Origin of the sequence: Amnibacterium flavum (assembly GCF_003097495.1) — a bacterium.
Classification (GTDB): Bacteria; Actinomycetota; Actinomycetes; order Actinomycetales; family Microbacteriaceae; genus Naasia; species Naasia flava.
In genome coordinates this window covers 1,574,213-1,598,774 of record NZ_QEOP01000001.1, presented here as the reverse complement: position 1 = coordinate 1,598,774, position 24,562 = coordinate 1,574,213, and the positions used below count along the sequence as shown (strand labels likewise).

Sequence of the window (24,562 nt, the reverse complement as noted above, 5' to 3'; positions counted from 1 at the left end):
GTGGAGAGCATTGTCAGCTGACGAGGAAGAACTGCTCGCCGATCTCGACGCGGGCGCCACGGGTCACCCGGGATCTCATGCCGGCCGGGCACATGCGCGGCGGACGATCGGGTTCGCGCACGACGGTCCCGTTGGCCGAGTACCGGTCGCTGATCCAGAATGCGCCGCCCTCCTGACCGAACTCGAGATGGGTCTTCGAGACGGATCGGCCGGGATCGTCGATGGTCACGTAGTGATCGAAGTACTCCCCCGGCTGCGCCATGGGACGACGACCGATGAGACCCGTCCCCTCGACGGTCACCGATTCGCCCGTGCTGAAGTGCAGGCCGAACCGTGCGGCAGGCGGGCGGGCGCGCTCCGGCATCCGCGTCGCTTCGTCGATGTCCGGCTGGGCCGCGGCGGCGGGCGGGAACGAGTGCGCGCCGGCGAGGGATTCGGGCTGCCACTGCTCGTCGTTCTCGAGCAGATCGACGACGCGCGTCGAGCGCTGGTCGCCGTCCTCGCCCGTCTCGTCGACGCCGGCCTCGGGCACGACCCCGTTCCCGGCCGGTTCAGGATCGGGGCTCGGCTCCTCCTCGACGGTCGACGGCGTGACGACGACGGGCTGCACGCCGGTCGAGGCGAAGGAGTGCCGGGCGGGGGGAACGGGTGCGATCGGCGGCATGGAGGGTCGGACGGCGGCGCGAGTCGTGACCGCACTGCCGCACTCGCCGCAGAACATGGCTCCGACCGGGAGATCGGCCCCGCAGTGGGAGCAGGTCACGTCGATTCCCCCTTCCGCTGTCGTCTCCGCCGGTTGCGCGTGAACGATCTGGTCGACACCAGCGCTTTGATCTTCTCCCATCGCGAGCGTCCGGCCCCCATCGACCCGCGGAGCTCGCCCGCAGAGCGCCAGACACGGTCGGCATCGGCGTCGACGGGAAGCGAGGGTCCGAAGGTCGCGCGGTCCACCGCGGCGGCGAGGACGAGCGGCTGCCTGCCTCCGACCGCCATGGCGACCTCGTAGCGGGTCGCCGAGTCGGGCGGCTCGTAGCCGTGGTCGGCGGCGGCGTCGGCGAACTCGTCCCATCCGCCGCGGATCCGCTCGAGCGGGTCGGCGGCCCTGTCGCGTCGGCGCCGTCGCTGCCATTTGGCGCCCACGATCGCCGCGAACGGCGCGAGCAGCACGGCGAGCACGATGACGATCCAGAGGAGGACCTGCAGGACGGCGAGCAGAATGGCGAGCCACGCCGGGAGCGGGGCATCCTGCTCGTTCTCCTGCACGTCGGGCGGCACGATCTGATCGGGCTCGATGCGCTCATCGGGCGGAGGCTGGACCACGGACTGCGGTCGCGCCACCTTGGTGGCGTCGTCGGGCTGCGGTTCTGGCACCTCGCGGACCGGCGGGTTGGGGTCGATCGCGACCCATCCGGCACCGGCCGCCGCGACCTCGATCCACGCGGTCATGTCGGCACCGGTGAGGTCGAGCGTCCCGGAGGCGTCGTCCGGGGATGCGAAGCCGACCACGACGCGAGCGGGGAAGCCGAGCTGGCGGGCCATCAGCGCCGCGGTGACGGCGTACTGCTCCGCGTCGCCCAGCATGGGCTGGTCGGTGAGGAGCTGGGTGATGCGTCCTGCGGAGTGCCCGGAACGGCTGAACGGCTCGTCGGGACCGCCGTGGCTGACGTACCCGTTCGTCCGGAGACCATCGATCGCCGCGACGAGCTTCTCGCCGACGGAGCCTGCTCCGTCGGTGTAGGAGGCGAGAGCGGCGTCGAGCCCGTCGGGGATGACGGCCGGTTCGGGCACCGCGATCCGTCCGGGCTCGAGCTCGGCGATCTCCTCATCGCCCAGCGCGGTGGGGATGACGGCCTCGAGCGTGTAGCTGTCGCCGGGCGCGATGCCCGCGAGAGAGGCAGCGGTGCCGCTGTTGTCGTTGTAGTAGAAGGTGGAGGTCAGCTCGTTCGCTCGGGCCCCCTCGAACCGGATGCTCTCGAGCGCGCCGACATCGGGGACCCAGACCCCGGAGTAATCGCCGACCTGGATCGTCACCTCGGCACGGCGACCCTCGTCGCCACTGCGATCGAGGTCGAACGGAACCAGGCTGAACGTGCCGGAGGCGCTCGACACGGAGGCGCTGCCGACGGTGTAGACCACCCCGTCGTAACTGTCCAGCGTCGCCAGTCGGACGCGCTCCCCCGCCTCGAGCCCGTCGACGGTGAGGATCGTGGCGGACGCCGTGTCGGTGTCGTGGAATCTCCGGAACGCGGACAGCGGGCTGGGGTAGTCGCGCGGGTCGAACGGCTTCTTGATCGCCGAGCGGAGCACGTCGCGCGAGCCCGTCGGGGGGACGAGTGCCGACGCCGCGACCGAACCGCCCGCGGCGAGGGCCAGGATCACGGCGGCGCCGACCGCCGTGCGCACGGCGGCGATCCGCCGGTCGACACGGGCCTCGACGGTCGTGCCCGACTGCTCGTTGAGAAGTCGGATGGCCTCTCCGCGGCGGCGCGAACGGCGGAAGACGAGATAGACGAGGAGCAGGGACAGCAGGGTGAGCGACGTGATCAGCGGGAGGGTCGCGCTCGCCGGTCCGAGCAGGATCGCCGCGACGAAGAGGACGGCGGGCCCGAGCGCCGCGAGCTCGCCCCATCGCGCCCGGAGCGCGACGGTGAGCGAGACGACGGACAGCACGAGGACGAGAAGGAAGACGGGGACGAGGAGCGCCTCGTAGCTGCCGACCGGCAGCGAGATGGTGAGCAGCTCCTTCCACGACAGGGCGGCACCCGCGATCAGGTCGGCGAGCCCCGGAACGGTCGGGATCACTCCGAGAAGAGCCTGTCCCGGCACGGCCGCCGGCACCCCGAGTACGAGGAAGGCCAGGACGGTGGATCCCGCGACGATCGCCGAGTTCCAGCGGAACCGTGCGCCCAGTACGGCGATGAGAGTGCCGGCGGCGAGGGCCACCCCCGCGGCGACGATGACGGCCGCGCTCATGTGGATGGGCCAGAACAGGGATGCGGCGACGATCATGGCCAGATCGAGCAGGACGACGGCGACGATCGTGTCGGCGGTCCTCGCGCTCCGATACCTCGAGAGCCGCGGCAGCGACGGTCTCGTCGCGACGCCCCGGTCTCCTCGCCCGGCTCCCGGGATGCGTGGCGGAGTCATGATCAGGCCGCCCTCGAACGGGCCAGCGACTTCTGCAGGTCCTCGAGGAATCCGACGGTGAGGACCGTCAGCTCGCCGACCCGGGTGAGACCGGGCGCGAAGCCCGCGTCGCAGACGACGGCGACGACCTCGACGCCCGCCGGGAAGGCGGCGGCTGCGGTGCGCAGCTGAGCGACGGTCGGCGGGCTGCCGAGCACGAGGAATGCCACGGAGATGCCGGTGACCTGTTCCGCGGTGACGCGGGCCAGATCGACGACGCCGAGCGCCGACCCGGCGTACTCGATGCTCGCGAGATCGTCGAGCAGACGTGTCGGGGTGACCGTGCGGAGCGTGCGTGCGGCGAAGACCTTGCGCTTGGCGAACTCGGGGGTTCGCTCGCTTGCGACGACCGAGACCGTCCGTCCGTCGCGGATGGCGCGCACGCCGAGGGACCCCGCGACGCTGACGGCGAGCTCGAACTGCTCCTCGCTCTCGTAGTCGGCGCCGGCGAGGCTGAGGGCGACCATGAGGTGGCTGCGCCGCGTCTCCTCGAACTGGCGGACCATGTGCACGCCTTGACGCGCGGTCGATCTCCAGTGGATGTAGCGGCGGTCGTCGCCCGGCTGGTACTCGCGGAGCGCGTGGAAGGCGATGTCGCTCGAGGTCAGGTCGCGTGTCGCCTGCCCCTCGAGATCGCGGACGAAACCGGTGCTCGTGGAGGGGACGGACACGGTGCGGGGGTGGACGTAGAGCTCGACGCTCGCCGCCCACAGGTGCTCGCGCCGGACGAGCCCGATGGGGTCGGCCCTGACGGTGCGGACCGGGCCGATCCGGATGATGCCGCGCTTCGTCGTCGGAACGGTGAAGACGTCGTCGTGGCTGGCGCCGCCGGCGAGGGAGGGAAGCGGCAGTTCGAGCAGGCCCTCCCCGACGGGGATCTCGATCTTGGCCCCGAGGAGCCGCCTGCGCAGGGGGTTGCGCACGATCAGCGCACCGACCGCGCGGTCGCCCACGACGACCCGGTCGTGCGGCATGGTGAGACGGATCTCGTGCGCGGCACCGCCGATGAGGAACAGCGACGCCGCGATGAGGATCACGGTGCCCGCCCAGGCGACCGCGACGAATTCCGCCCATCCCGCCGTGTAGCCGACGACGAACGCGATCGCGACGAGCGCGAGCATGCTCCAGCCGAGAGCGGTGACGACCGACGCCACCTGTCGGGCGAGCCGCGAGATGAACGACCAGATCAGACGCGCGCCGCGGACGAGGTAGACGGCGAGGTCGGCGAGCACGCCGGTGCGCGTCCCGACGAGCCGCGTCCGCGCGTTGGTGAGGCCCTGCGTCGACGAGAGCGATGCCGTCGTCGTGCGCGCCAGACCGCGCGTGCCGGTCGATTCGGCGCGCTGCTTGTCGGCCGGCCCCGTCCGATGCCGAGACGTGCTCACACGGCCTGCCTGTCACTCGGCGGCGGCACCTCGATGAGCAGCTGGGCGATGACGTTCGAGGGGGTGACGCCGTCGAACTCCGCCTCCGCGTCGAGCAGCAGCCGGTGCGCCAGGACGGGCTCGCTGAGCGCCTTGACGTCGTCGGGGATGACGTAGTGCCGGCCGTTCGATGCGGCGAGCGTCTTCGCGGTGCGCAGGAGGGAGATGGCCGCGCGCACGCTCGCGCCGAGACGCACCTCGCTCGCCGTGCGGGTCGCCTCGACGATGCGGGAGATGTAGTCGGTGATGGACGGGTCGACGTGCACGTTGCGGCTGAGGTGCGCCATGTCGACGACGATCTCGGCGGGGACGATCGTCGGGATGGTCGTCTCGTGCGATCGGACGACGGACGCCTCGAGGATGCGGACCGTGGCGGCGTGATCGGGGTAGCCGATCGAGGTCTTCATCAGGAACCGGTCGAGCTGCGCCTCGGGGAGACGGTAGGTGCCCGCCTGCTCGACGGGGTTCTGGGTCGCGATGACCATGAAGGGCGAGCCGACCAGGTGGCGGACGCCGTCGACTGTCACGGATCCCTCTTCCATGACCTCGAGGAGCGCCGACTGGGTCTTAGGGCTGGCCCGGTTGATCTCGTCCGCGAGCACGATGTTGGCGAAGATGGGGCCGGCGTGGAAGTCGAACTCGCCGGTGCGCTGGTCGTAGATGCTGACGCCGGTGATGTCCCCGGGCAGCAGATCGGGGGTGAACTGGATGCGGTTCGAGGTTCCCTGCACGCTCTGCGCCATGGCGCGGGCGAGCGAGGTCTTGCCGGTGCCGGGGTTGTCCTCGAGCAGCAGGTGGCCCTCGCTCAGCATCGCGGTGAGCGCGAGGCGGATGACGTGGCTCTTACCGAGGAGGACCTGCTCGATGTTCGCCGCGATCCGGCCGAAGATGTCGGTGAACCACGCGGCTTGATCCGGGGTCATCGTCATGGTGGTCTCTCGTCTCTCGTCCGTCGTGCTGCTCATGGTTGGTGCTGTGCCGCGAGGCTCCGCTCAGGAGCTGAACACGTACTGCTGCCCCGCTTCGGTCACCCGCACGCGGAACGGCGTGCCGATGCTCCCCCGGCATTCTCCCGCGGCTCCCCCGTTCGACGCGGTCCAGACGTCGCCGGGCTGGCAGATGTACTCCACGGAGTCGTACGACCCGGAGGGCAGGCTGGTCCAGCTCCACACCGTCTCACCGTTCTCCTCGCGCGAGGAGAGTCCTGCCGGGACCGTGTCGATGGGGGTGAAGGCGGCCGAGTCGCCGGACCAGCCCGAGCACAGCTCCTTGCCGGGCCAGCTCTCGCAGACCTGCACCTGGATGGTGTGCTCGACCCCGTATCCGACGCGGATGGTGTCGCCGATCGAGATCGGTGTCTCCGCTCCGCCGCCGTCGAGGCGGTACAGGTAGCGCACGCTCGGGTTGCCTCCGCCGCTGGCGTAGGCGACTCCGGACAGGCGGTAGTCGTAGTGGCCCGCGCCGTCGGAGGTCGGCCCGCTGAGGCCGACCGACGTCGGGGCGCCGGGGGCCTGCCGCGTCGTGACCGCGATCTGACCGCTCGAGGTGCAGCCCTGCCCGTTGTAGGCGAACACGACGAACAGGTTCTCCTCGTTCGCGCCCACCTGGAAGTCGGCGCTCGTCGCCGTTCCGACGTGGCGGAAGTCGTCGCTCGGCGATGGCACGACCGGGCTGGGATTCGCGGAACCCACCCCGTTCGCCGAGCAGGTCGGGGGCGAGCCCCGGTATCGGGCGACGTAGTACTGGCTGATGCCCGCGCCGTTTCCGTCGAAGACGCCCGACCAGCCGACGGTGACCGTACCGGTCGCGCCGCCGTCGACGGTCGTCGCTCCCGGCGACCCGACGACGATCGGCGGGCCGGCGGGCGTGCCCGATGTCGTCGCCGAGTTCCACACGCTGAGCACGTCGAAGGCGTCGTTGCGACCGCTGACGGTGACCTGGAGCGCCCCGCCGTTGCCGACCGAGGGATCCTGCAGGTCGATCGAGTACTCGGTGCCGGCGGGGTCGCCTCGGCCCACGTACTTCGTGACCGAGACGCCTGCCACGCTGATCAGGTAGTAGCTGATCGGGCTTCCGCCGGTCTCGGTCGGCTTGCGCCAGCTGACTCGCAGACCGTGGTCGAGCGACCGGGCCACCAGATCGGTGGGGGCGGCGGGGACGATGTCGGACCAGACCGCGTCGCCGAGCATCGTCTGCGTCGACGTGCCGATCGCGTTCTTGGCGACGACGCCGATCCGGATCCGATTGCTGGGACCGTTGCCCGGAGTCGTCACGGTGCAGGTCGTCGACGCGCAGGGCGTCGTCGCGAGGGTGCGGCCGCTGTTGTCGTAGGTGGTGACGTCGAAGCCCGTGATGGGCGAGTTGTTGAACGAGCCCGGGTCGAACGCCACCGTGATGGCACGGTCGGCGTAGCCGGTGGGACGCAGGCCCGTGACGGGCTCGGGCTTGTCCTGCACGGAGATCGTCACGGAACCCCACACCGCGCGATCGGGGTCGCCGGTCGCGTCGAGGGCCTGGTACTGCACGGTCACGTCCTGAGGCGCCGCGGTGGCCCCGACCGTGATGGCGAGACGGGTGCGATCCGAGCTCGGGGTGATGCTCACACCGTCCGGCAGTGCGGCCGAGTCGATACCGCGGACGGCGACGACCGACAGCGGCTTGCCGGGGAACGGATTGCCCGCCTCGTCGTTGGCGAGCACGTCGACCGTGGTCGTCTGGCCTCGCGGTGCGACGACGGCGTCGGCGGCGAGATTGGCGAGAGGCCTGGTCGATGCGACGACGGTCAGCTGGACCCGGCCGGCCGTCCCCTCGTTGACGGAGTCGCGCACCCCGACGATGGTCGACGCCCTGGTGCCCTTCGGCGTCGATTCGTCGGCGCGGACGATGAGCTTCGATCCGTCGATCGAGAGCTGGAAGCCGGGGGGCGCGGAGCCGACCAGCGAGTAGGCGAGCTCTCCGATGTCGGCGGCGTACGGGTAGCTCGTGATCTTGACGAGGTCGACCGAGCGCTCGGCGCCCGGTTCGAGTTCGAGCACCGCCCCGTCGAACACGGGCGGCTGATTGTCGCGAGGGGTGACCGTGATCGGCAGCACGAGCGTCGCGCGCCGACCGTTCGGGTCGCTGATCGACGAGCCGTCGGTGACCTCGAACGAGATGGATGCCGGACCGAAGTACTGGTCGGCGCTCGTATAGGTCAGGGTCCCCGTGCCGGCGACCAGGGCGGATCCGTCGCTGTGCGTCGCCCGCACCGACCCGGAGTCGGTGATGCGGACCCGCTTGCCGCCCACGGCGACCACGTAGTCGTTGACATCGATCACCAGGCGCTCCCCGCTCACGACGGTGAGTCGGGGTGTTCCCTTGCGCAGTTGCGGAAGCGCGTCGTCGAAGCCGGGGACGCGGATGAAGGCGAACGCGGTGACGCTCGGGTCGTCGGGGTGGGAGACGCGGAACGGGATGATCTGGCTGCGGTCCTGGAGCTCGACCCGCACGCGCTTCGACGAGGTCACCGTCGCGGTGTCGCCGAATCCGGGGAGCACCGCGAGGTCGAGCCGGCGCACGCTCCCCTCGGCGAAGAAGACGCCCGCGAGCACGTTGACGTCGATGCTCGTGCGGCCGAGGATGTCGCTCAGCCCCAGCACGGTGTCCTCCGCGATCGGGCGGGCCAGCGGGGCTTCGGGATCGACGACGACGGTGAGGAAGTTCGAACTCGTCCCGCCGCGGGCGTTCTCGATGCTGTAGACGAACCCGTACCGGCCCGGAACGTCGGTCGCGGTGAAACGGACGACCGTGCCGTCGATCTCCGCGTCCGCACCGGTCGTGGTCGGCTCGATGCTGACGAGGTCGAGCTGCCCGCCATCGGGGTCGGAGTCGTTGGAGAGCACCTGCACGGCGACCGACTTGCCGGGCCTCACCGTCACCTCGTCGGCGACGGCGACCGGATTGCGCGCGCCGTCGAGTCGCGGCGAGATGCCGATCCGGATCGTGCCGGTGGCAGAGGCGCCGAGACCGTCGACGACGCGGTAGATCAGCGAGTCCGTTCCCGCCGAGTAGTCACCCGCCTCGTACTCGATCCAGTCGGAGCCGGTCTCGACGACCGCGCCCTTCTCGGGATTGCTCTCCTGGCCGAGGAGCTGGACGGAGTCGCCGTCGGGGTCGATCCCGGTGAGGGGGATCGGGATGCGGACGCTCTCGCCCGCGAGGACGCGCGATGTCACGGTCTTCGGGACGGGCGGGTTGTTCGACGCCGTGTCGGCTTCGCGGACGGAGATCGACACCTCGGCGCTCGCCCACTGGCCGTCGGGTCCGTCGACCCGGTACACGGCGGTGAAGTCTCCGGTCTGCTGGGGTGCCAGGTAGCGGAGACGGTTCTGGGCGGCGAACAGGAGTCCGGCGCCGTCGGGCAGCTCGTCGACGAGCACGGGGTCGAGTGTCAGCGATTCGCCGTCGGGCTGCTCGTCGTTCAGCAGAACGGGGATGTCGATCGCGTCGCCGACGCGGACCGATACCCGGTCGGGGACGGCGATCGGCGGTTGGAGCCGGGCGGGCTCGGGGATCTCGACCACGGTGACGGAGCCCTGCGCTTCCGCGAGGCCGTTGCTCAGGGTGTAGCCGAAGGAGACGGTCCCGGATTCGAGCGGACCGGTGAGGGTCACCCGCAGCAGGTGCTGCTCGAGCAGCTCGACGCGCAGACCGGAGGCGTTGTCGGGCTCGTCGGCGCCGGCGACGAGCAGCACCCCGCCGGCCGGGTCGATGTCGGTGGCGACGACGTCGATGGTCTCGGTGCCGCCCTGACGGATGAACGCGGTGTGCGGCACCGGGATCGGAGCGGTCCCGGGGTCGGGCGGGGCCTCGACGTCGAGCCGGAGGGTCCCTGTCACGGTGACCGCACCGTCGGTCACGGTGAAGTCGAGGTAGTGGGTGCCGATGTCGCTGCTCTGCGCGCGGAACGTGCCGCCCTCGTAGTCGGCGGTGATGCGCACGCCCGCCTTGTCGGGCACATTGGTGAGCCGGATGGGCGCGCTGCCGCCGCGGGTGTGCTGCAGAGGCGAGATGGTGACCTCGCCGTCGGTGTAGGCGAGCACCACGAACGGTTCGACGATGATCGGGACCTCGCCGCGCGCGCGCACCGTCACGGCGAGGACGCCGGTGCCGTCGTCGCGTCCGTCCGAGACGGTCTGCGAGATCTCCTTCACCCCGTCGGCTCCCCCGGCGTCGATGAAGACGACCTCGCCGTCGGGTTTGTAGGTGACGCTGTCGGGTGCGGCGGCCGACGCGGAGCGCAGGAAGAAGGCGTCGCCATCGGGGTCGTACCAGTCGCCCAGCACCTGCGAGGTGGTCCGCGACCCCGAGGCGACCGTCGCCTTGGTGGTGCGGGACTGCACGGGGGCGGAGTTCTCGTCGTCGCCCCGCAAGGTGATCGTGACCGAGGTCGCCGCCTCGCCGCCGCGCCCGTCCGAGATGGAGTAGCCGAAGGTGAACGAGCCGGGCGGATCGTCGGCGAGGGTCAGCAGGAGCTGCTGGCGGTCGCCGGTGAGCGTGACGGAGCCCGCCGAGGGCGGGAAGCCGGTCACCTCATCGATGACGAGCACGTCGCCGTTCGGGTCGTAGTCGTTGAGGAGGACGGGGACGACGCTGGTGCGCCCCGGGCGTGCACCGAGGTCGTCGGCGACCGCGACCGGCGGGGCCTGCAGCTTGTCGTACTCGGGAGGAGTGTCCTCCGTGTTGTCCTCCACCACCCGGGTGTCGGTCTCGGTCTCGAGCAGCTCGTCCCAGTTGTCGATGAGGGCGTTGCCGTCCTGCACCGCCCAGCTCGCGCCGCTCTGCACGTCGTTGAGGAGGACGCGCGTGCCCTTGGTCGCGAACGCGAGCTGCGCTGTCGCGGCCATACCGGCCGCGGGGGTGATGGTGCCCGCACGCGATCCGGAGTCGATCGAGTCGAGGCACCGGGTCCAGACCGTACCGTCGGGCCACGCGGCGTAGGAGCAGCCCCCGCGGACGAGCGGGGCGGTGACGGTTCCGGGCCCGCGCACGGGGTCGCGCTCCGCGATCTCCTCGGGTTCGCCGCCGCCGGTCGGCACCCGAACGAGACCGGAGGCGTGGGCGATGTAGACCTGGTCGGTCGCACCCCGACCGCCGTCCGCCGCTGTCACCGGTGTTTCGAGCACCGGCGCACCGGAGACGCCGATGAGCGCCGACAGGTCGGTGCTGCGCCCCTCGGAGTAGACGATCCGCGTCGTCGTGTCGAGGAGGAACCACCGCCCTCCGACCGAGGTTATCTCGAAGTCGTCGTCGGGACTGATCCCTTCGATGCTGTAGGTCTGGTTGACGACGGCGCCGTCGGCGGCCTCGACGCGGGACACCTCGCCGGCATCGGGCGACCAGACGAAGAAGGTGCCGTCGGAGTCCATCGAGGACACCGAGGTCGCCCCGAAGACCAGGTCGGGCTCGGACTGCGCGTCGTAGGCGCTGAGCTGTTCGAGCGGGACGACCCAGGCGTCACCGGTGGCACCCGAGTGGACGACCGCGACGCCGGAGGTGACCTGCGGCCCTGTCGTGTAGACCTCGGTTCCGCCCGGCGGCACGGGGACGGTGTCGTCGATGGCGGCGACGGCGGGATCGACGAGGTCGATCGTGCTGTTGGCCCTGTCGAAGAGGATGACGTCGGCGCCCTGCCGGATGACCTCGATCGAGCTGCTCGTGCTCGCGACCGCCGTGTCGAGCTGCAGGATCTGCTCGTTGGCGCGTCCGATCGCCTGCTTCGACCCGTTCGCCACCCAGACGGAGCCGTCGTCGAGGTCCATCCGCTGCGCGGTGTAGCCGCCGGAGACGACGGCGGTCGACACGAGCACCGCCGCGATGGCCACCACGCCGACCGACGTGATCGTGACCGAACGTCGCCGGGCCAGCATCCCGAGGACGCTGCGACCGCGCGCGGGCAGACCGGACACCGTCAGCTTCCCGCGCACTTCTCAGGGCTGACGTCGCCCGGCCGGCCGTCGCGGAGCACTGTCACGGTGATGCAGACCTGGCGGCCGTTGCTGTCGACGGTGAAGGTGGTGCCCTTCTGCACGCTCGAGCCGCCGTCGCTGGTGGTGATGCGGTAGCTGTCGCCGTTCGCTCCGACGTCGTCCCAGCTGAAGTCGACCGAGCGCCCCGAGACCTCGGCCTGAATGGTGTCGACCGTCGGGATGTCTCCGGACGCGGCGCGGAAGAGCACGAAGGCGGCGGTGGCACCGAGTGCGATGACCAGCACGGAGGCGGCGACGAGAGTCCAGGCGAGCCAGGTGGTTCGCCCGCCGGGCTGCGACCGGGCGAGGCTGCGCTCGAGCGATCCGCTCTGCGGCCTCTGCAGCGTGCCGACCGGTCGGTAGTCACCGGTGGTCTCCGCGAGCCGGCCCCGGCGACGCCGGCGTTCGGGCGCGCCCTTGGGCGACGGGATGCCCCGCACCCGGGTGCGGTCCTCGAGGTCGGCGACGGTCGCGAGCGCCCAGTCGTCCATGGCGACCTCGATCTGGGTCTGCGGTACCCCCAGCTCGGTCTCGACCGACTGGAGCTCGCGGATCAGCTCGAGCACGCTCGCGGGCCTCTGCTCGGGCTTCTTCGACATCGCCCGCTGGAGGATCGACTCGAGCCTCGGCGGCACGTCGGGCCGGCCGATCGGCTGCGGTCTGGCGCGGTTGATGCGCGAGATCAGATCGACGGACTTGTTCTCCCCGCCCGGGATCTCGAACGGCGAGCGGCCGGCGAGCAGGCTGTAGATCGTCGCGGCGACCGACCAGACCTCGCTCGCCACGGTCCCCGCCGTCTCGTCCATGAGGACCTCGGGCGCCGACCACGGGATCGACAGCCCGATCGACTCGGTGCGCTCGGACTCGGACAGGGTCGCGGCGATGCCGAAGTCGGAGAGCACCGGGTGGCCGTACGCCGTCGTGAGGATGTTGGACGGCTTGATGTCGCGATGCAGGACGCCGGCGCGGTGCGCCGTCTCGACGGCACTGGCGATCTTGATCGCGATCCGCAGCACCTCGGCGACGGGGACGGGCTCGCGCCGGTACCGCTCGCTGAGCCCGGCGGAGCACAGCTCCATGACGAGGTAGGGCCTGCCGTCGGCGGACACGCTCGCCTGGTAGACGGTGAGGATCGAGGGGTGCGTCGACAGCTGCGCCATGAGGTTGGCCTCGGCCTGGAACATCTGCCGGACCTGCTCGTTGACGACCTCGGAGAGCATCACCTTGACCGCGACCTGGCGGCGTGGCATGTTCTGCTCGTAGAGGAAGACGTCGGCGAAACCGCCGGATCCGAGGGCTCGGACGTAGCTGAAACCGGGCAGCGCGGGAGGCGTTGACGGAAGGCGTCGCGCCATGGTCATCCCCCCGAGGCTGCAGAAGTGAGCGGTTCCTGTGCGTGCCGGGCGGGTAACACCGGCGGGTGCTGGAACTGCCAATTCTAGGCGAGGGGTGCCCGCATACCCCGGAATGAGGGGGTCGGGGGACAAATCCGGTTCACCCCCAGAGCGGGGGCAGACGGACCGGTACTCAGGAGTGGCGGCCGGTTCCCCGTCGCGGCACGGTCTGGTCGAGGTCGAAGTCCCCCGTCGTCGACACGACGTCGACGATCAGCACCGTGACGTTGTCGCGTCCGCCGCGGATCAGGGCGGCGTCGACGAGGTCACGGGCGGTCTGCTTCGAGGGCTTGCCCGCCACCATGTGACGGCGCAGGTCGTCGTCGTTGAGCTCCTTCGTGAGCCCGTCGGAGCAGATCATGAGACGCAGCCCCTCCGTCACGGGGATCATCCACAGATCGGGGGCGGGCACGTCGTTGAAGCCGATGGCCCGCGTGATCACATTGCTGTCGGGGTGGTGCTCCGCCTGCTCCTTGGTGATCGCACCCGAGTCGACGAGCTCCTGCACGACGGAGTGATCGACCGTGACCTGCTCGAAGGTGCGTCCGCGCAACTGGTAGACGCGCGAGTCGCCGATGTTGAAAACGGCCCAGTAGGGGTCCGACCCGACGAGGGTCAGCGCTGCACCGGTCACCGTGGTGCCGGTGCCGAGCGCGCTCTGCCCCGATACGCGGTCGATGTCCTGCGCCGCCACCCCGAGCGCATGCTCGACGACATCGGGATCGATGAAATCGGCCTCGATGACCTCGGCGAGCCGGGTGACGACCGCGGTGCTGGCGAGGTCGCCCGCCGAGTGCCCGCCCATGCCGTCGGCGACAGCGAAAAGCGGACTCTGCGCGACGAAGCTGTCCTCGTTGACCGCCCGTTTGCGACCCACATCGGTGACGGCGGACCACGACAGAGTGATCTCCACGTCGGGTCTCCGCGGCACGGTGATCGAATACCCCGGGTTGCTGCGGCCGATCTGTGTCACACGAATCCTGACTCTTGGCACACGGCCGAAGGCGACCATGCAGACGGTGGGAGAGCCGATCCGATCAGCGGATGGGAAGTATCTCTATCACGTTGCCGTCGCCGATGTCCACCAGTGTTCCCGGCGTCACGACGAGCGACTCCCCCTGCCGCAATTTTACGTGCGCGGAGCCCGGCTGCGAGACGAATGTTCCGTTCGTCGAACGCATATCGGTGACGACGACCGTCATTCCCTCCTGGCGCAGCTCGACGTGGGTTCCGCTCACCTCCATCGACGGGGAGACCACCTTGAGCAGCCGCGGGATCGTGCCCGTGACGATGCGCGGGCTGCTCGGTTTGCGTCCGATGTAGACGGGTGTGTCGAGGCGGTAGACCGGGCCGTCGCCAATGCGGAAGCAGTAGTGGCCGACACGCTGGGCGGCGCCGGGCGCGAAGCGGGGGTCGAGATCGATCCTTCCCGGCGACCACGCGGTGACCGAGGGGACGTCGGCGCGGTGACGCTGCCGCTCGGTAACGATCGTGTCTCCGATGTCGCCCTCGGGACTGCCGGCCGACGCGAGCTGAGCCGCGCGCTCCGCCTCCTCCACCAGCGACCAGCGGCCGGTTCCGAGGCCACGGATCGTGTCGTCGAGATCGGCGGGCTCCGAGGCGCCCTCCCGGGTATCCGGATCGACCCGGCTCGTCGGCGCCGTTCGGGCCGGTCCCGCGCGCCGCCCGTCGGAGGCCGCAGGAGGCTCGGCCGTGCCGCCGGCGGCAGGGATGACGGGGATCGGCGTCGTGATCGGCGAACGGTACGGTCCGGGCGAGACGGCGAGGTTCTGCACCGGGATCGAGCCGGTGATCGGGGCCGAGGGCTGGTGTGCGGGGATCCGCGAATCCATCGGACTCGAATCGTCGCGGTTCGACTCGGCCGGTAGCGCGCTCCGGTCGTCGCGCCCTGGACCGGCGGAACCCGCCGCCCAGGCGAGCCACGGCGCGCGCACGAGCCCGCTGAGCACCGGCAGATCACCCGAGGCGGGTGCGGAGACGACTCCGACGGATCTCGCATCGGAACCGAGGGAGAGTCCGATCACGCCGTCGAACTCGGCGAGGTACCACGGCTGCATCTGCCGGGAGTCGATTCGGCGCTGACCCGCCGCCGTCACCACGTCGACGCTGCCGGAGCCGCGGGTCACGATCGTGACCCGTTCGTCGACGACGGCCACGACGAAGGACTCGACCGCGTCGGGACCCCGCGTCGGAATGGACGCCACGACCGACTCGACACTCGCATCGGGTTCGGAGGCGAGGCGCCAGAGAGCGGTGACGGTCTCGAGCGGCGTCACGGTCTCGAAGCCCGCGAGCACCGGCCCGGCGGCGAAGAAGATCCAGTTGAGGGAGCCGCCGACATCGGAGGCGATCGGTGAGTAGAAGGCGTGGCCCGGGGTCACGTCGACATGACTCCCCCCGCACGATCAGGTGTCAGGGAACCCAGACCCCTGCACAGCAGCTGACCTCGATCGAGGCCGCCCCTCTTGCATTCCGCGTGACGAGTGCCGGCCGATCATGCGCCGGTGCCACTCATCACGTGCTTGATGCGAGTGTAATCCTCGAGACCGCGGATCGAGAGGCCCTGCTCGCCGAGCCGCGCGGGCGGGCTCCCTCGCAGCCCCCCGACGGCCCGCTCGGAGCAGCTCGGGTCGCGGATCTATCGCGACACCCCGGAATGACGGATTCCGCAGGATTTGCCGCCGTGAGGTACGGATTCGCTTGCCCGAGTCGATATCGGCTGCCAGAATCGGGCCATGGCCGAATCGAGGAGCAGCTCTGCAGGCACGCGACAGGTCACCCTCGACGCGGTGTCCAAGGGCATCATCGAGCAGCTCCAGCTCGACGGACGGCGCTCCTACGCCGACATCGGCAAGGCGGTGGGCCTGAGCGAGGCCGCGGTACGTCAGCGCGTCCAGAAGCTCACCGAGTCGGGCGTCATGCAGATCGTCGCCGTGACCGACCCGATGCAGCTCGGCTTCTTCCGCCAGGCGATGATCGGCATCCGGTGCAGCGGGGACACCCGCGTCGTGGCCGAGCAGATCGCCGCCCTCGACGAGGTCGACTACGTCGTGCTGACCGCCGGCAACTTCGACATCCTCGCCGAGATCGTCTGCGAGGACGACGACGAGCTCATCTCGCTTCTCAACTCGCGGGTGCGCACGCTCGACGGCGTCACCTCGACCGAGACCTTCGTCTATCTGAAGCTGCAGAAGCAGCACTACAACTGGGGAACACGATGACCACCACCGAACAGCCCGTCTCGCAGTCGCAGAGCGATCTCGACCTTCAGCAGAAGGCCAAGGACCACCTCTGGATGCACTTCTCGCGCCAGTCCGTCATGGAGGACGGCGGCGGGGTCCCGGTCATCGTCAAGGGCGAGGGCCACCACATCTGGGATTCCAAGGGCAAGAAGTACTTCGACGGCCTCTCGGGGCTGTTCGTCGTCAATGCCGGACACGGACGTCGTCGACTCGCCGAGGTCGCGGCACGACAGGCGGAGCAGCTCGCGTTCTTCCCCATCTGGTCCTACGCGCATCCCGCCGCGATCGAGCTCGCCGATCGGCTGGCGGACATGGCTCCCGCCGACCTCAACCGGGTCTTCTTCTCGACCGGCGGCGGCGAGGCGGTCGAGACCGCGTTCAAGCTGGCGAAGTACTACTGGAAGCTGCAGGGCAAGCCCACCAAGCACAAGGTCATCTCGCGTGCGGTCGCCTATCACGGCACGCCTCAGGGTGCACTCGCGATCACCGGGATCCCGGCGATGAAGGCGATGTTCGAGCCGGTCACCCCGGGTGGCTTCCGCGTCCCGAACACCAATTACTACCGATCCGAGGAGATGGGCTTCGTGTCCTCGACTCCCGAGGGCCCCGAGCGCGAGCGCGAGTTCGGGCTGTGGGCGGCGAACCGGATCGAGGAGATGATCCTCTTCGAGGGCGCCGACACCGTCGCCGCCGTGTTCCTCGAGCCCGTGCAGAACTCCGGCGGCTGCTTCCCGCCGCCCGCGGGCTACTTCGAGCGGGTCCGCGAGATCTGCGACCAGTACGACGTTCTGCTCGTCTCGGATGAGGTCATCTGCGCGTTCGGCCGCATCGGCAACTGGTTCGCCTGCGACACCTACGGGTACGTGCCCGACATGATCACCTGCGCGAAGGCGATGACGAGCGGCTACTCCCCCATCGGCGCGACCATCATCAGCGACCGCATCTACGAGCCCTTCAAGCACGGCCAGACGTCGTTCTACCACGGCTACACCTTCGGCGGTCACCCCGTCTCGGCGGCCGTCGCGCTCGAGAACCTGACCATCTTCGAGGAGGAGGGCCTCAACGAGCGCGTCCGCACCAAGGGGCCGGTCTTCAAGCAGACCCTCTCCAAGCTGAAGGACCTGCCGATCGTCGGCGACGTCCGGGGCGACGGCTACTTCTACGGCATCGAGCTCGTGAAGGACAAGGCGACCAAGACCACGTTCGACGAGGACGAGTCGGAGCGTCTGCTCCGCGGCTTCCTGTCCAAGGCCCTCTTCGACGCCGGCCTGTACTGCCGCGCCGACGACCGGGGCGACCCCGTCATCCAGCTCGCTCCCCCGCTCACCATCGGCGAGCCCGAGTTCGACGAGATCGAGGGCATCCTGCGGAGCGTCCTGACCGAGGCATGGACCAAGCTGTGACGCTGAACTGCCCGCATCAGGCAGTGTTCTCGCTCGAGAACTGCCAGAAGCGGGCAACTCGGGCGTGAGGGCGTATCGCGAGCTGAGTCTGTGGCTCGATCAGGTCGCGGACGCGGGTGACGACCTCGTGCCGCGGGCGTCGCTCGGCGGCGATGTCGAGGTCGACGTGTGCATCGTCGGCGCGGGCCTCACCGGGCTCTGGACCGCGCACTACCTGCTCGAGCGCGACCCCGCGCTGCGCATCGCGATCGTCGAGAAGGAGATCGCGGGATTCGGTGCGTCGGGTCGCAACGGCGGGTGGTGCTCCGCACTCTTCCCCGCCGGCGCGGCGTCTCTCGAGCGCCGGCACGGACGCGACGCCGCCACCGCGATGCGCCGGGCGATGATCGACACCGTCGACGAGGTGGGCCGCGAGGCGGAACGACTCGGCATCGACTGCGACTTCGTGAAGGGCGGCACGGTCGCGTTCGCGCGGTCGCCGCTCCAGCAGAAAGCGGCGGAGGCCGAGGTCTCGCAGGCCGCGGACTTCGGAACCGATGAGTTGCGTCTGCTGGGTCCGGAGGGGTTCGGGGTGAGCGAGGTGCACGGCGTTGTCCTCGATCCGGCGTGCGCACGTCTGCATCCCGCGAAGCTCGTGCGCGGTCTCGCGCGGTCGGTGGAGGCACGCGGGGTCACGATCTACGAGAAGACGGAGGCCGTCGATTTCTCGGCCGGTCGGGTCGTGACGAGGCGGGGCACCGTGCGCGCCGACTCGGTCGTGCTCGCCCTCGAGGCCTACACCGCAACTCTGGCGCGCACGCGCCGCCGGATCATGCCGCTCTACTCGCTCATGATCGCGACCGAACCGCTCCCGGCATCCGTCTGGCACGCCATCGGCGTCGAGCACGGTCAGACGTTCAGCGACTACCGGCATCTGCTGATCTACGGTCAGCGCACCGCCGACGACCGCATCGCGTTCGGCGGCCGCGGCGCGCGGTACCACTGGGGCAGCGCCATCCGGGACGGGTACGACATCGTGCCGAAGGTGTTCGAGCACCTGGAGACGACGCTGCGCGAGCTGATGCCCGCGGTCGGTGATGCTCGCATCACCCACCGCTGGGGCGGGCCCATCGGGGTGCCGCGCGACTGGCATGCGACCGTCTCGTACAACCCCCGCACCGGGGTCGGCTTCGCCGGCGGATACGTGGGCGACGGACTGTCGACGACCAATCTCGCGGGCCGGACGATGGCCGACCTCGTGAGCGGGCGACGCACCGCTCTGACCGCGCTGCCGTGGGTCGGCCACACCTCGCCCCGGTGGGAGCCTGAGCCGCTGCGCTTCACCGGCGCCAATGCGGGGCTGGCCGCCACGGCGTTCGCCGATGTCGAGGAACGGGTGACTGGCCGCCCGTCGATAGCGGCGAAGATCGTAGCTCCCCTGGTCGGTCATTAGCCACCCCCGCAGCCGGAACCGCCCTCTGTCGGGGGCCTGTCGTAGCATTCAAGCGGGAGTTCTCCTCCCATTGAGGGGGCCGAGGTGAGTTACAGCACGGGCGCGCCGGGCGTGAGCCTGGTGGCCGTCGAACGCCGTATCGACTTCCGGTCCTACGTCATGCTCGCGGTGTTCATCGCGATCTCCGCCGCGGTCGCGGCCTTCGGCACGGTTACGACCATCTCGACGGTCGACGGCTGGTACGCCGACGCCGTCAAGGTGGCCTGGAGCCCGCCGAACTGGCTCTTCGGTCCCGTCTGGTCGGTCCTCTACCTCGCCATGGCCGTCTCGGCGTGGCTCGTCTGGCGTCGTCGGCACGTCTACTTCGTCGGCCCCGCCCTCACGCTCTACGTGGGCCAGCTCTTCCTCAACTCGGTGTGGACTCCGGTGTTCTTCGGTGGCTTTACGATCATCGGGCCGCCGGCACTGTGGATCGGGGTCGCGGTGATCGTGCTGCTCGACATCTGCGTCGCCGCGACGATCGTGTCGTTCTGGGCTGTGCGGCCTACTGCCGCGTATTTGCTGCTGCCGTACCTGGTGTGGATCCTCTACGCGACCACGCTCAACATCGGTCTGGCCGTCCTCAACACCTGATCCTCCACAGGCGCGGCAGCGTCGCCGCTGCGCACGGAACGGGTTCTCCGGCCCCGACGACCGCCCGCCCGTCCGTAGCGTGCCCGCATGATCGATTACGCCTCCCGTACGCTCCCCCATGTGACAACCATCGAAGGCGCCGACGGCGTCGTGCGCTGCGGCTGGGTCGGCCGCGACCCCGAGTACCTCCGTTACCACGACGAGGAGTGGGGGGTTCCGCTGCACGGCGACCGGCCCCTTTTCGAGAAGCTCTCCCTCGAGGGCTTCCAGGCGGGTCTGTCGTGGATCACGATCCTGCGGCGACGGCCGACCTTCCGCACCGCGTTCTCCTGCTTCGATGCCGAGACCATCGCCGGCTACGGTCCCGACGACGTCGCCCGACTGCTGGGCGACACCGGGATCATCCGCAACCGCGCCAAGATCGAGGCGACCATCCGCAACGCCGGCGCGCTTCTCGCGCTCGAAGCGGAGCACGGGCCGACAGCGCTCGACGACTTGATCTGGAGCTTCGCGCCCGCCGCTCGGCCCGAGTCGGAGCGTCCCCGCGAGCTAGGCGAACTCCCGGCGACGACGCCGGAGTCGGTCGCGCTGAGCAAGGCTCTAAAGAAGGCCGACTTCCGGTTCGTGGGTCCGACCACGGTGTATGCGCTCATGCAGTCCAGCGGCCTGGTGGACGACCATCTGGCCGGCTGCTTCCGCGCCGGCGCCGTCGCGTAGCCGAGAGGAACACGGGGCGGACACCACCCGCCCGTTGAGCGCAGCGAAACGAAGGGCCCGCCTCTCCCCCGGCACCTGCGCGTCGCCCCGCTCAGCGAGCGGCACCCCGCCCGTTGAGCGCAGCAAAACGCAGGGAGCTCCCTCTCGCCCAGCGCCTGCGCGTCGCCCCGCTCTGCGAGCGGCACCCCGCCCGATGAGCGCAGCGAAACGCAGGAACCGCCCTCGCCCCCAGCGCCTGCGCGTCGCCCCGCTCTGCGAGCGGCACCCCGCCCGATGAGCGCAGCGAAACGCAGGAACCGCCCTCGCCCCCAGCGCCTGCGCGTCGCTCCGCTCCGCGAGCGGCGCCCCGCCCGTTGAGCGCAGCGAAACGAAGGAACCGTCCTCGCCCCCGGCCCCTGCGCGTCGCTGCGCTCTGCGAGCGGCGACCCCGCCCGTTGAGCGCAGCGAAACGCACGGAGCTCCCTCTCGCCTGGTGCCTGCGCGTCGCTCCGCTCTGCGAGCGGCGCCCCCGCCCGTTGAGCGCAGCGAAACGCAGGGAGCTCCCTCTCGCCCGGCACCTGCGCGTCGCTGCGCTCTGCGAGCGGCGCCCCGCCCGTTGAGCGCAGCGAAACGAAGGAACCGTCCTCGCCCCCGGTGCCTGCGCGTCGCTGCGCTCTGCGGGCGGCGGCGGAGGGGCTCGCCCGAGCAGGGTCAGGCGAGCGGGAACAGCTCCTCGATCTGCTCGACCTCGTCGGGCGACGGGATCCATGCAGTGCCGGCCGCGGCGTTCTGGGAGATCTGCTCGGGAGTGGTGGCACCCGCGATCACACTGGAGACGCCGGAGTGACTGAGCAGCCACCCCACGGTCGCCTCGAGCATCGTGATGCCGCGGTCCGCGGCGAAAGCGGCGAACGCATCGACGGCGTCCCACGGCACGGTCTCGAGCAGCTGCGGGCGCCGCTGCATGATGCGACTGTCCTCCGGCCCGCCCTGGCGGCTGTACTTACCGGTGAAGACGCCGTTGTACAACGGGTAGAACGGGAGGAAGCCGACCCCGAATCGGTCAGCCGCGGGGAACAGCTCACGCTCGGCCCCCCGCACCAGCAGGCTGTACTCGTTCTGCGCCGAGATGAAGCGCTCGGAACCCAGTTCGCGGGCGATGTACTCCGCTTCGACCAGCTGCCACGCTGCGAAGTTCGAGTGACCGATGTAGCGGATCTTGCCCTCGTCGATCAGCTCCCCCAGCGCGGCGAGAGTCTCCTCGATCGGGACCAGCGGATTGGGGGTGTGCAGCTGGTAGAGGTCGATCCAGTCGGTCTGCAGTCGGCGCAGCGAGCCCTCCACCGCCAGACGGATGTACCGGCGCGACGCCTTCGCACCCCATCCCTCGATCTGCGACGGGATGTCGGTGTGCCCGAACTTCGTCGCGATCACCGCGGCGTCCCGGCGCCCGGCGAGAGCGGCACCGAGCCTCGATTCGCTGGCTCCGAAGGCGACGCCGTACATCTCGGCGGTGTCGAAGAAATTCACCCCTGAGTCGAGCGCCGCGTCGACGACAGCCGTCGTGCCCTCCTGGCTCTCGGTCGCGGTGCCGGGCCTGCTCAGGTTGTTGCAGCCGAGGCCCACCGCGGAGACGCGCAGGCCGGATCGTCCGAGATTCCGATATTCCATGGCCCTACGCTACCCACCTGCCCCGTCGGCCACCTCGGGCGACGTCCTCCTCAGGCCCCCCCCGACGTGGACGGAGGAGGTCACGAGTTCGAGCTCTCCCACGGCTCCGGGCCGCAGCTCGAAACCGGCCGCGTCGGCCCAATCCAGTAGCGAACCAACATCGTCGGGCAACTCGTCGGCGCCCAGCAGCGCGCGCGTGAACTCGCCCTTGGCCTTCTTATTGAAGTGGTTGAGCGCCCGCACCTCTCCGGTCTCGTCGCGTGCGAGCACTCTCAACGCGACAGCACGGGGATCGTCGGGGATGGGACCGAGCGCCGCGTACCCGCCGGAGCGCAGGTCGAGCACGAGCCCGGGGTGCTGCGCCAGCTCACGCCGCACGGCATCGGACCAGTGGGCCTTGAGCTGCAGTTCGGGCAGCCGGGAATCGTAGGAGAGCCGGTACGCCGGGATCATGTCGAGCGCGGCGACGAGCCCGAGCATCGCCGAGTGGATGCGGACGATCTCGTGAGCCCGATCCCGAGCGGCGATCGAGAGGGTCGCGGAGTCGAGTCCGTCGTACAGGACACCCGTGTAGCGATCGATGGCCGGCATGGTCGGCGACCGCGTCACCACCTCGTTGCGCTTGATCTCGAACGCCTGCTTCGGCCCCAGCTTGAAGGAGGCCGCCATCTCGTCGGGCGTCTTCGCGAACCGGGCCACCGCTCGGACGACCGCCCGGCGTCGCGTCGCGAGTCGCGGATGGGCGAGTGAGGAGATGTCGAGAGCCGGTTCCGTCCCGCCGTCTCGCTTGGTCTCGGACGGGGGAAGCAGCAGGAGCACCGAACAAGCGTAGACAACGACGAGGGGTGCCGCGGCCCGCCCGCTACCGACGCAGCGAGCTCTTCGCGGTGGCGATGACCGCTGCGCTCACGGCGTCGAGGGTGGAGGAGCTGAGGTTCCAGGCCTGCCAATTGAGCTCGACATCGATCGGGGATCCGCCGGCGATCTCGACGAGCTCACCCGCGGCGAGGGCTGTGGAGCACTGCTGCTCGGGAAGGAGGGCCCATCCGAGGCCGAGCAGCACCGACTCGGCGAACTCGCGCGAGCTCGGGACGTGATGCCGGAACGCGCCGGGCGCCCGGCCCAGTGCATCACGGAGGTACCGCGCCTGCAGGTCGTCCTTGCGGTCGAAGTAGACGACGGGCGCATCGACGAGCCGCGCCGCGGTGGCCTCGCCCTCGAGCCACCGGTCGACGAAGGCGGGGGTGCACACGGGCAGGTAGCGAAGCGAGCCGAGGGGCGTGCTCATGCACCCTTGAACCGGCGTGCGAGTCGAGGTGACCGCCGCGGCCACGGTGCCGGAGCGCAGGAGATCGGTCGTGTGATCCTGGTCGTCCCGATGCAGGTCGAACGCGATCCCGCGATCGCGATTCGCGAGCGCGAGGGCGGGAAGGAACCAGGTGGCGAGCGAGTCGGAGTTCACGGCGATGGACACGGTCGCCCGCGCCCCGTCATCGACCGACAGTTCGAGTGAGGCGTCGGCCGAGATGGCCTGGATCTGCCGGGCGTAGCGCAACGCGATGGCGCCGACGGGGGTCGCGCGTACCGGAGTCGATCGCTCGACGACGATCCCACCGAGAGTCGATTCCATCGCCTTCACCCGCTGCGAGACGGCCGACGGTGAGATGTGCAGTCTCCGCGCGGCCGACTCGAAGGACCCCTCGTCGACCAGCGCGATGAGGGTCTCGAGCTGGTCGAGCTGGAGCGGCATCAACATCAGCCCAGCTTATCCAGCGTAAGAAACATTCGCTGTGCTGAACAAGGTGCGCCGGTAGCTTCGCAGGTGTGACGACCACTGAACTGCTTCTCGCCGGTCTGCTGGGCTTCGGCACCGGGCTCGGCCTCATCGTCGCCATCGGTGCGCAGAACGCGTACCTACTGCGAATCGGCCTGGCCTCTCCGCCGCGGACGGTCGTCGCTGCCGTGCTCATCTGCGTGACTGCGGATGCCGCGCTCATCATCGCCGGGATCGCGGGCGTCGGCGCCCTCGTTGGCAGCGCACCCCTGATCCTGGTCGTCGCTCGCTATGCGGGGGCCGCCTTCCTGATCGTCTACGGCGCCCTCGCCGCACGACGGGCTCTTCGAGGAAGCGAGTCACTGCAACCGGATGGATCGAAGGCACTCGTCCGACCGCTTCTCGCCCTGCTCGCGATGACCTGGCTCAATCCGCACGTCTACCTCGACACACTCGTGCTACTCGGCACCATCGCGAACCAGCAGCCCGACGCCGCCCGTTGGTGGTTCGGCGCCGGAGCGGTCATCGGGAGCGTCTTCTGGTTCACATCCCTCGGCTTCGCAGCCCGTCTGCTTCGTCCGCTGTTCGCGCGGTCCGTCACCTGGCGCATCCTCGACGCCGTCATCGCCCTCGTCTTGTTCGTCATCGCAGGGTCATTGCTCGTCGGTATGTGACATGT

17 protein-coding genes are annotated in these 24,562 nt (G+C 70.0%); 6 read left to right on the top strand and 11 right to left on the bottom strand.

Annotated features, from left to right (window positions below; genetic code table 11):
- Nucleotides 1-13: 13 nt before the first annotated feature.
- The 8 genes from DDQ50_RS07425 to DDQ50_RS17470 all read right to left on the bottom strand — a co-directional run bounded on the left by DDQ50_RS07425 (nucleotide 14) and on the right by DDQ50_RS17470 (nucleotide 15,413).
- The gene (locus DDQ50_RS07425; protein ID WP_133245932.1) at nucleotides 14-763 is read right to left on the bottom strand and encodes a zinc ribbon domain-containing protein; all 750 of its coding nucleotides are present in this window, start codon (nucleotides 761-763) and stop codon (nucleotides 14-16) included.
- Nucleotides 760-3,147: a transglutaminase-like domain-containing protein gene (locus DDQ50_RS07420; RefSeq protein WP_116755971.1), complete on the bottom strand. Its 2,388-nt coding sequence runs from the start codon at nucleotides 3,145-3,147 to the stop codon at nucleotides 760-762. The genes DDQ50_RS07425 and DDQ50_RS07420 overlap by 4 nt, the downstream gene beginning before the upstream one ends.
- Before the next feature lie 2 nt (nucleotides 3,148-3,149).
- Entirely contained in the window at nucleotides 3,150-4,571 is a 1,422-nt protein-coding gene (locus DDQ50_RS07415; protein WP_240614270.1) for a DUF58 domain-containing protein, read from the bottom strand.
- The gene (locus tag DDQ50_RS07410; RefSeq protein ID WP_116755970.1) at nucleotides 4,568-5,539 is read right to left on the bottom strand and encodes an AAA family ATPase; all 972 of its coding nucleotides are present in this window, start codon (nucleotides 5,537-5,539) and stop codon (nucleotides 4,568-4,570) included. The genes DDQ50_RS07415 and DDQ50_RS07410 overlap by 4 nt, the downstream gene beginning before the upstream one ends.
- Nucleotides 5,540-5,602: 63 nt before the next feature.
- Complete coding sequence (locus DDQ50_RS07405) at nucleotides 5,603-11,557, bottom strand: Ig-like domain-containing protein (RefSeq protein ID WP_133245931.1); 5,955 nt, start codon at nucleotides 11,555-11,557, stop codon at nucleotides 5,603-5,605.
- A 2-nt stretch (nucleotides 11,558-11,559) separates the two neighbouring features.
- A complete protein-coding gene (locus tag DDQ50_RS07400) occupies nucleotides 11,560-12,978 on the bottom strand; it encodes a serine/threonine-protein kinase (RefSeq protein WP_240614269.1) in 1,419 nt (472 codons plus the stop codon).
- Nucleotides 12,979-13,144: 166 nt separating this feature from the next.
- Nucleotides 13,145-13,984 (bottom strand): PP2C family protein-serine/threonine phosphatase, encoded by an 840-nt coding sequence (locus tag DDQ50_RS07395; protein ID WP_116755968.1) that lies wholly within the window; start codon nucleotides 13,982-13,984, stop codon nucleotides 13,145-13,147.
- A gap of 64 nt (nucleotides 13,985-14,048) precedes the next feature.
- The gene (locus DDQ50_RS17470; protein ID WP_240614268.1) at nucleotides 14,049-15,413 is read right to left on the bottom strand and encodes an FHA domain-containing protein; all 1,365 of its coding nucleotides are present in this window, start codon (nucleotides 15,411-15,413) and stop codon (nucleotides 14,049-14,051) included.
- Between the two features lie 354 nt (nucleotides 15,414-15,767).
- Between DDQ50_RS17470 and DDQ50_RS07385 the strand changes: the two genes are divergently transcribed.
- The 5 genes from DDQ50_RS07385 to DDQ50_RS07365 all read left to right on the top strand — a co-directional run bounded on the left by DDQ50_RS07385 (nucleotide 15,768) and on the right by DDQ50_RS07365 (nucleotide 20,459).
- Complete coding sequence (locus DDQ50_RS07385) at nucleotides 15,768-16,253, top strand: Lrp/AsnC family transcriptional regulator (protein WP_116755967.1); 486 nt, start codon at nucleotides 15,768-15,770, stop codon at nucleotides 16,251-16,253.
- Nucleotides 16,250-17,677, top strand: coding sequence for an aspartate aminotransferase family protein (locus DDQ50_RS07380; RefSeq protein ID WP_116755966.1), 1,428 nt, complete (start codon nucleotides 16,250-16,252; stop codon nucleotides 17,675-17,677). Before DDQ50_RS07385 ends, DDQ50_RS07380 begins: the two co-directional genes overlap by 4 nt.
- 64 nt (nucleotides 17,678-17,741) lie before the next feature.
- Nucleotides 17,742-19,109 carry an NAD(P)/FAD-dependent oxidoreductase gene (locus DDQ50_RS07375; protein ID WP_240614267.1) on the top strand — a complete coding sequence of 456 codons (1,368 nt, stop codon included), beginning with the start codon at nucleotides 17,742-17,744 and terminating at the stop codon, nucleotides 19,107-19,109.
- A gap of 84 nt (nucleotides 19,110-19,193) precedes the next feature.
- Nucleotides 19,194-19,742: a TspO/MBR family protein gene (locus tag DDQ50_RS07370; RefSeq protein WP_240614266.1), complete on the top strand. Its 549-nt coding sequence runs from the start codon at nucleotides 19,194-19,196 to the stop codon at nucleotides 19,740-19,742.
- An 87-nt stretch (nucleotides 19,743-19,829) separates the two neighbouring features.
- Nucleotides 19,830-20,459, top strand: coding sequence for a DNA-3-methyladenine glycosylase I (locus DDQ50_RS07365; protein ID WP_116755965.1), 630 nt, complete (start codon nucleotides 19,830-19,832; stop codon nucleotides 20,457-20,459).
- A 690-nt stretch (nucleotides 20,460-21,149) separates the two neighbouring features.
- On the opposite strand, the gene DDQ50_RS07360 is transcribed toward DDQ50_RS07365, so the two are convergent.
- The 3 genes from DDQ50_RS07360 to DDQ50_RS07350 are packed head-to-tail and all read right to left on the bottom strand — an operon-like array spanning nucleotide 21,150 to nucleotide 23,865.
- Complete coding sequence (locus tag DDQ50_RS07360; protein WP_116755964.1) at nucleotides 21,150-22,109, bottom strand: aldo/keto reductase; 960 nt, start codon at nucleotides 22,107-22,109, stop codon at nucleotides 21,150-21,152.
- Nucleotides 22,110-22,118: 9 nt separating this feature from the next.
- Complete coding sequence (locus tag DDQ50_RS07355; protein WP_116755963.1) at nucleotides 22,119-22,928, bottom strand: YaaA family protein; 810 nt, start codon at nucleotides 22,926-22,928, stop codon at nucleotides 22,119-22,121.
- Nucleotides 22,929-22,971: 43 nt separating this feature from the next.
- Nucleotides 22,972-23,865, bottom strand: coding sequence for a LysR family transcriptional regulator ArgP (locus DDQ50_RS07350; protein WP_240614265.1), 894 nt, complete (start codon nucleotides 23,863-23,865; stop codon nucleotides 22,972-22,974).
- A gap of 68 nt (nucleotides 23,866-23,933) precedes the next feature.
- Here DDQ50_RS07350 and DDQ50_RS07345 point away from each other — a divergent pair, with 68 nt between their 5' ends.
- Nucleotides 23,934-24,557 (top strand): LysE/ArgO family amino acid transporter, encoded by a 624-nt coding sequence (locus DDQ50_RS07345; RefSeq protein ID WP_240614264.1) that lies wholly within the window; start codon nucleotides 23,934-23,936, stop codon nucleotides 24,555-24,557.
- Nucleotides 24,558-24,562 lie beyond the last annotated feature (5 nt).

Coding starts and splice junctions, on each gene's coding strand:
- DDQ50_RS07350 (WP_240614265.1), bottom strand. CDS start 23,865: ATGTTGATGCCGCTCCAGCTCGACCAGCTCGAGACCCTCATCGCGCTG.
- DDQ50_RS07420 (WP_116755971.1), bottom strand. CDS start 3,147: ATGACTCCGCCACGCATCCCGGGAGCCGGGCGAGGAGACCGGGGCGTC.
- DDQ50_RS07400 (WP_240614269.1), bottom strand. CDS start 12,978: ATGACCATGGCGCGACGCCTTCCGTCAACGCCTCCCGCGCTGCCCGGT.
- DDQ50_RS07380 (WP_116755966.1), top strand. CDS start 16,250: ATGACCACCACCGAACAGCCCGTCTCGCAGTCGCAGAGCGATCTCGAC.
- DDQ50_RS07410 (WP_116755970.1), bottom strand. CDS start 5,539: ATGACGATGACCCCGGATCAAGCCGCGTGGTTCACCGACATCTTCGGC.
- DDQ50_RS07365 (WP_116755965.1), top strand. CDS start 19,830: ATGATCGATTACGCCTCCCGTACGCTCCCCCATGTGACAACCATCGAA.
- DDQ50_RS07385 (WP_116755967.1), top strand. CDS start 15,768: ATGGCCGAATCGAGGAGCAGCTCTGCAGGCACGCGACAGGTCACCCTC.
- DDQ50_RS07360 (WP_116755964.1), bottom strand. CDS start 22,109: ATGGAATATCGGAATCTCGGACGATCCGGCCTGCGCGTCTCCGCGGTG.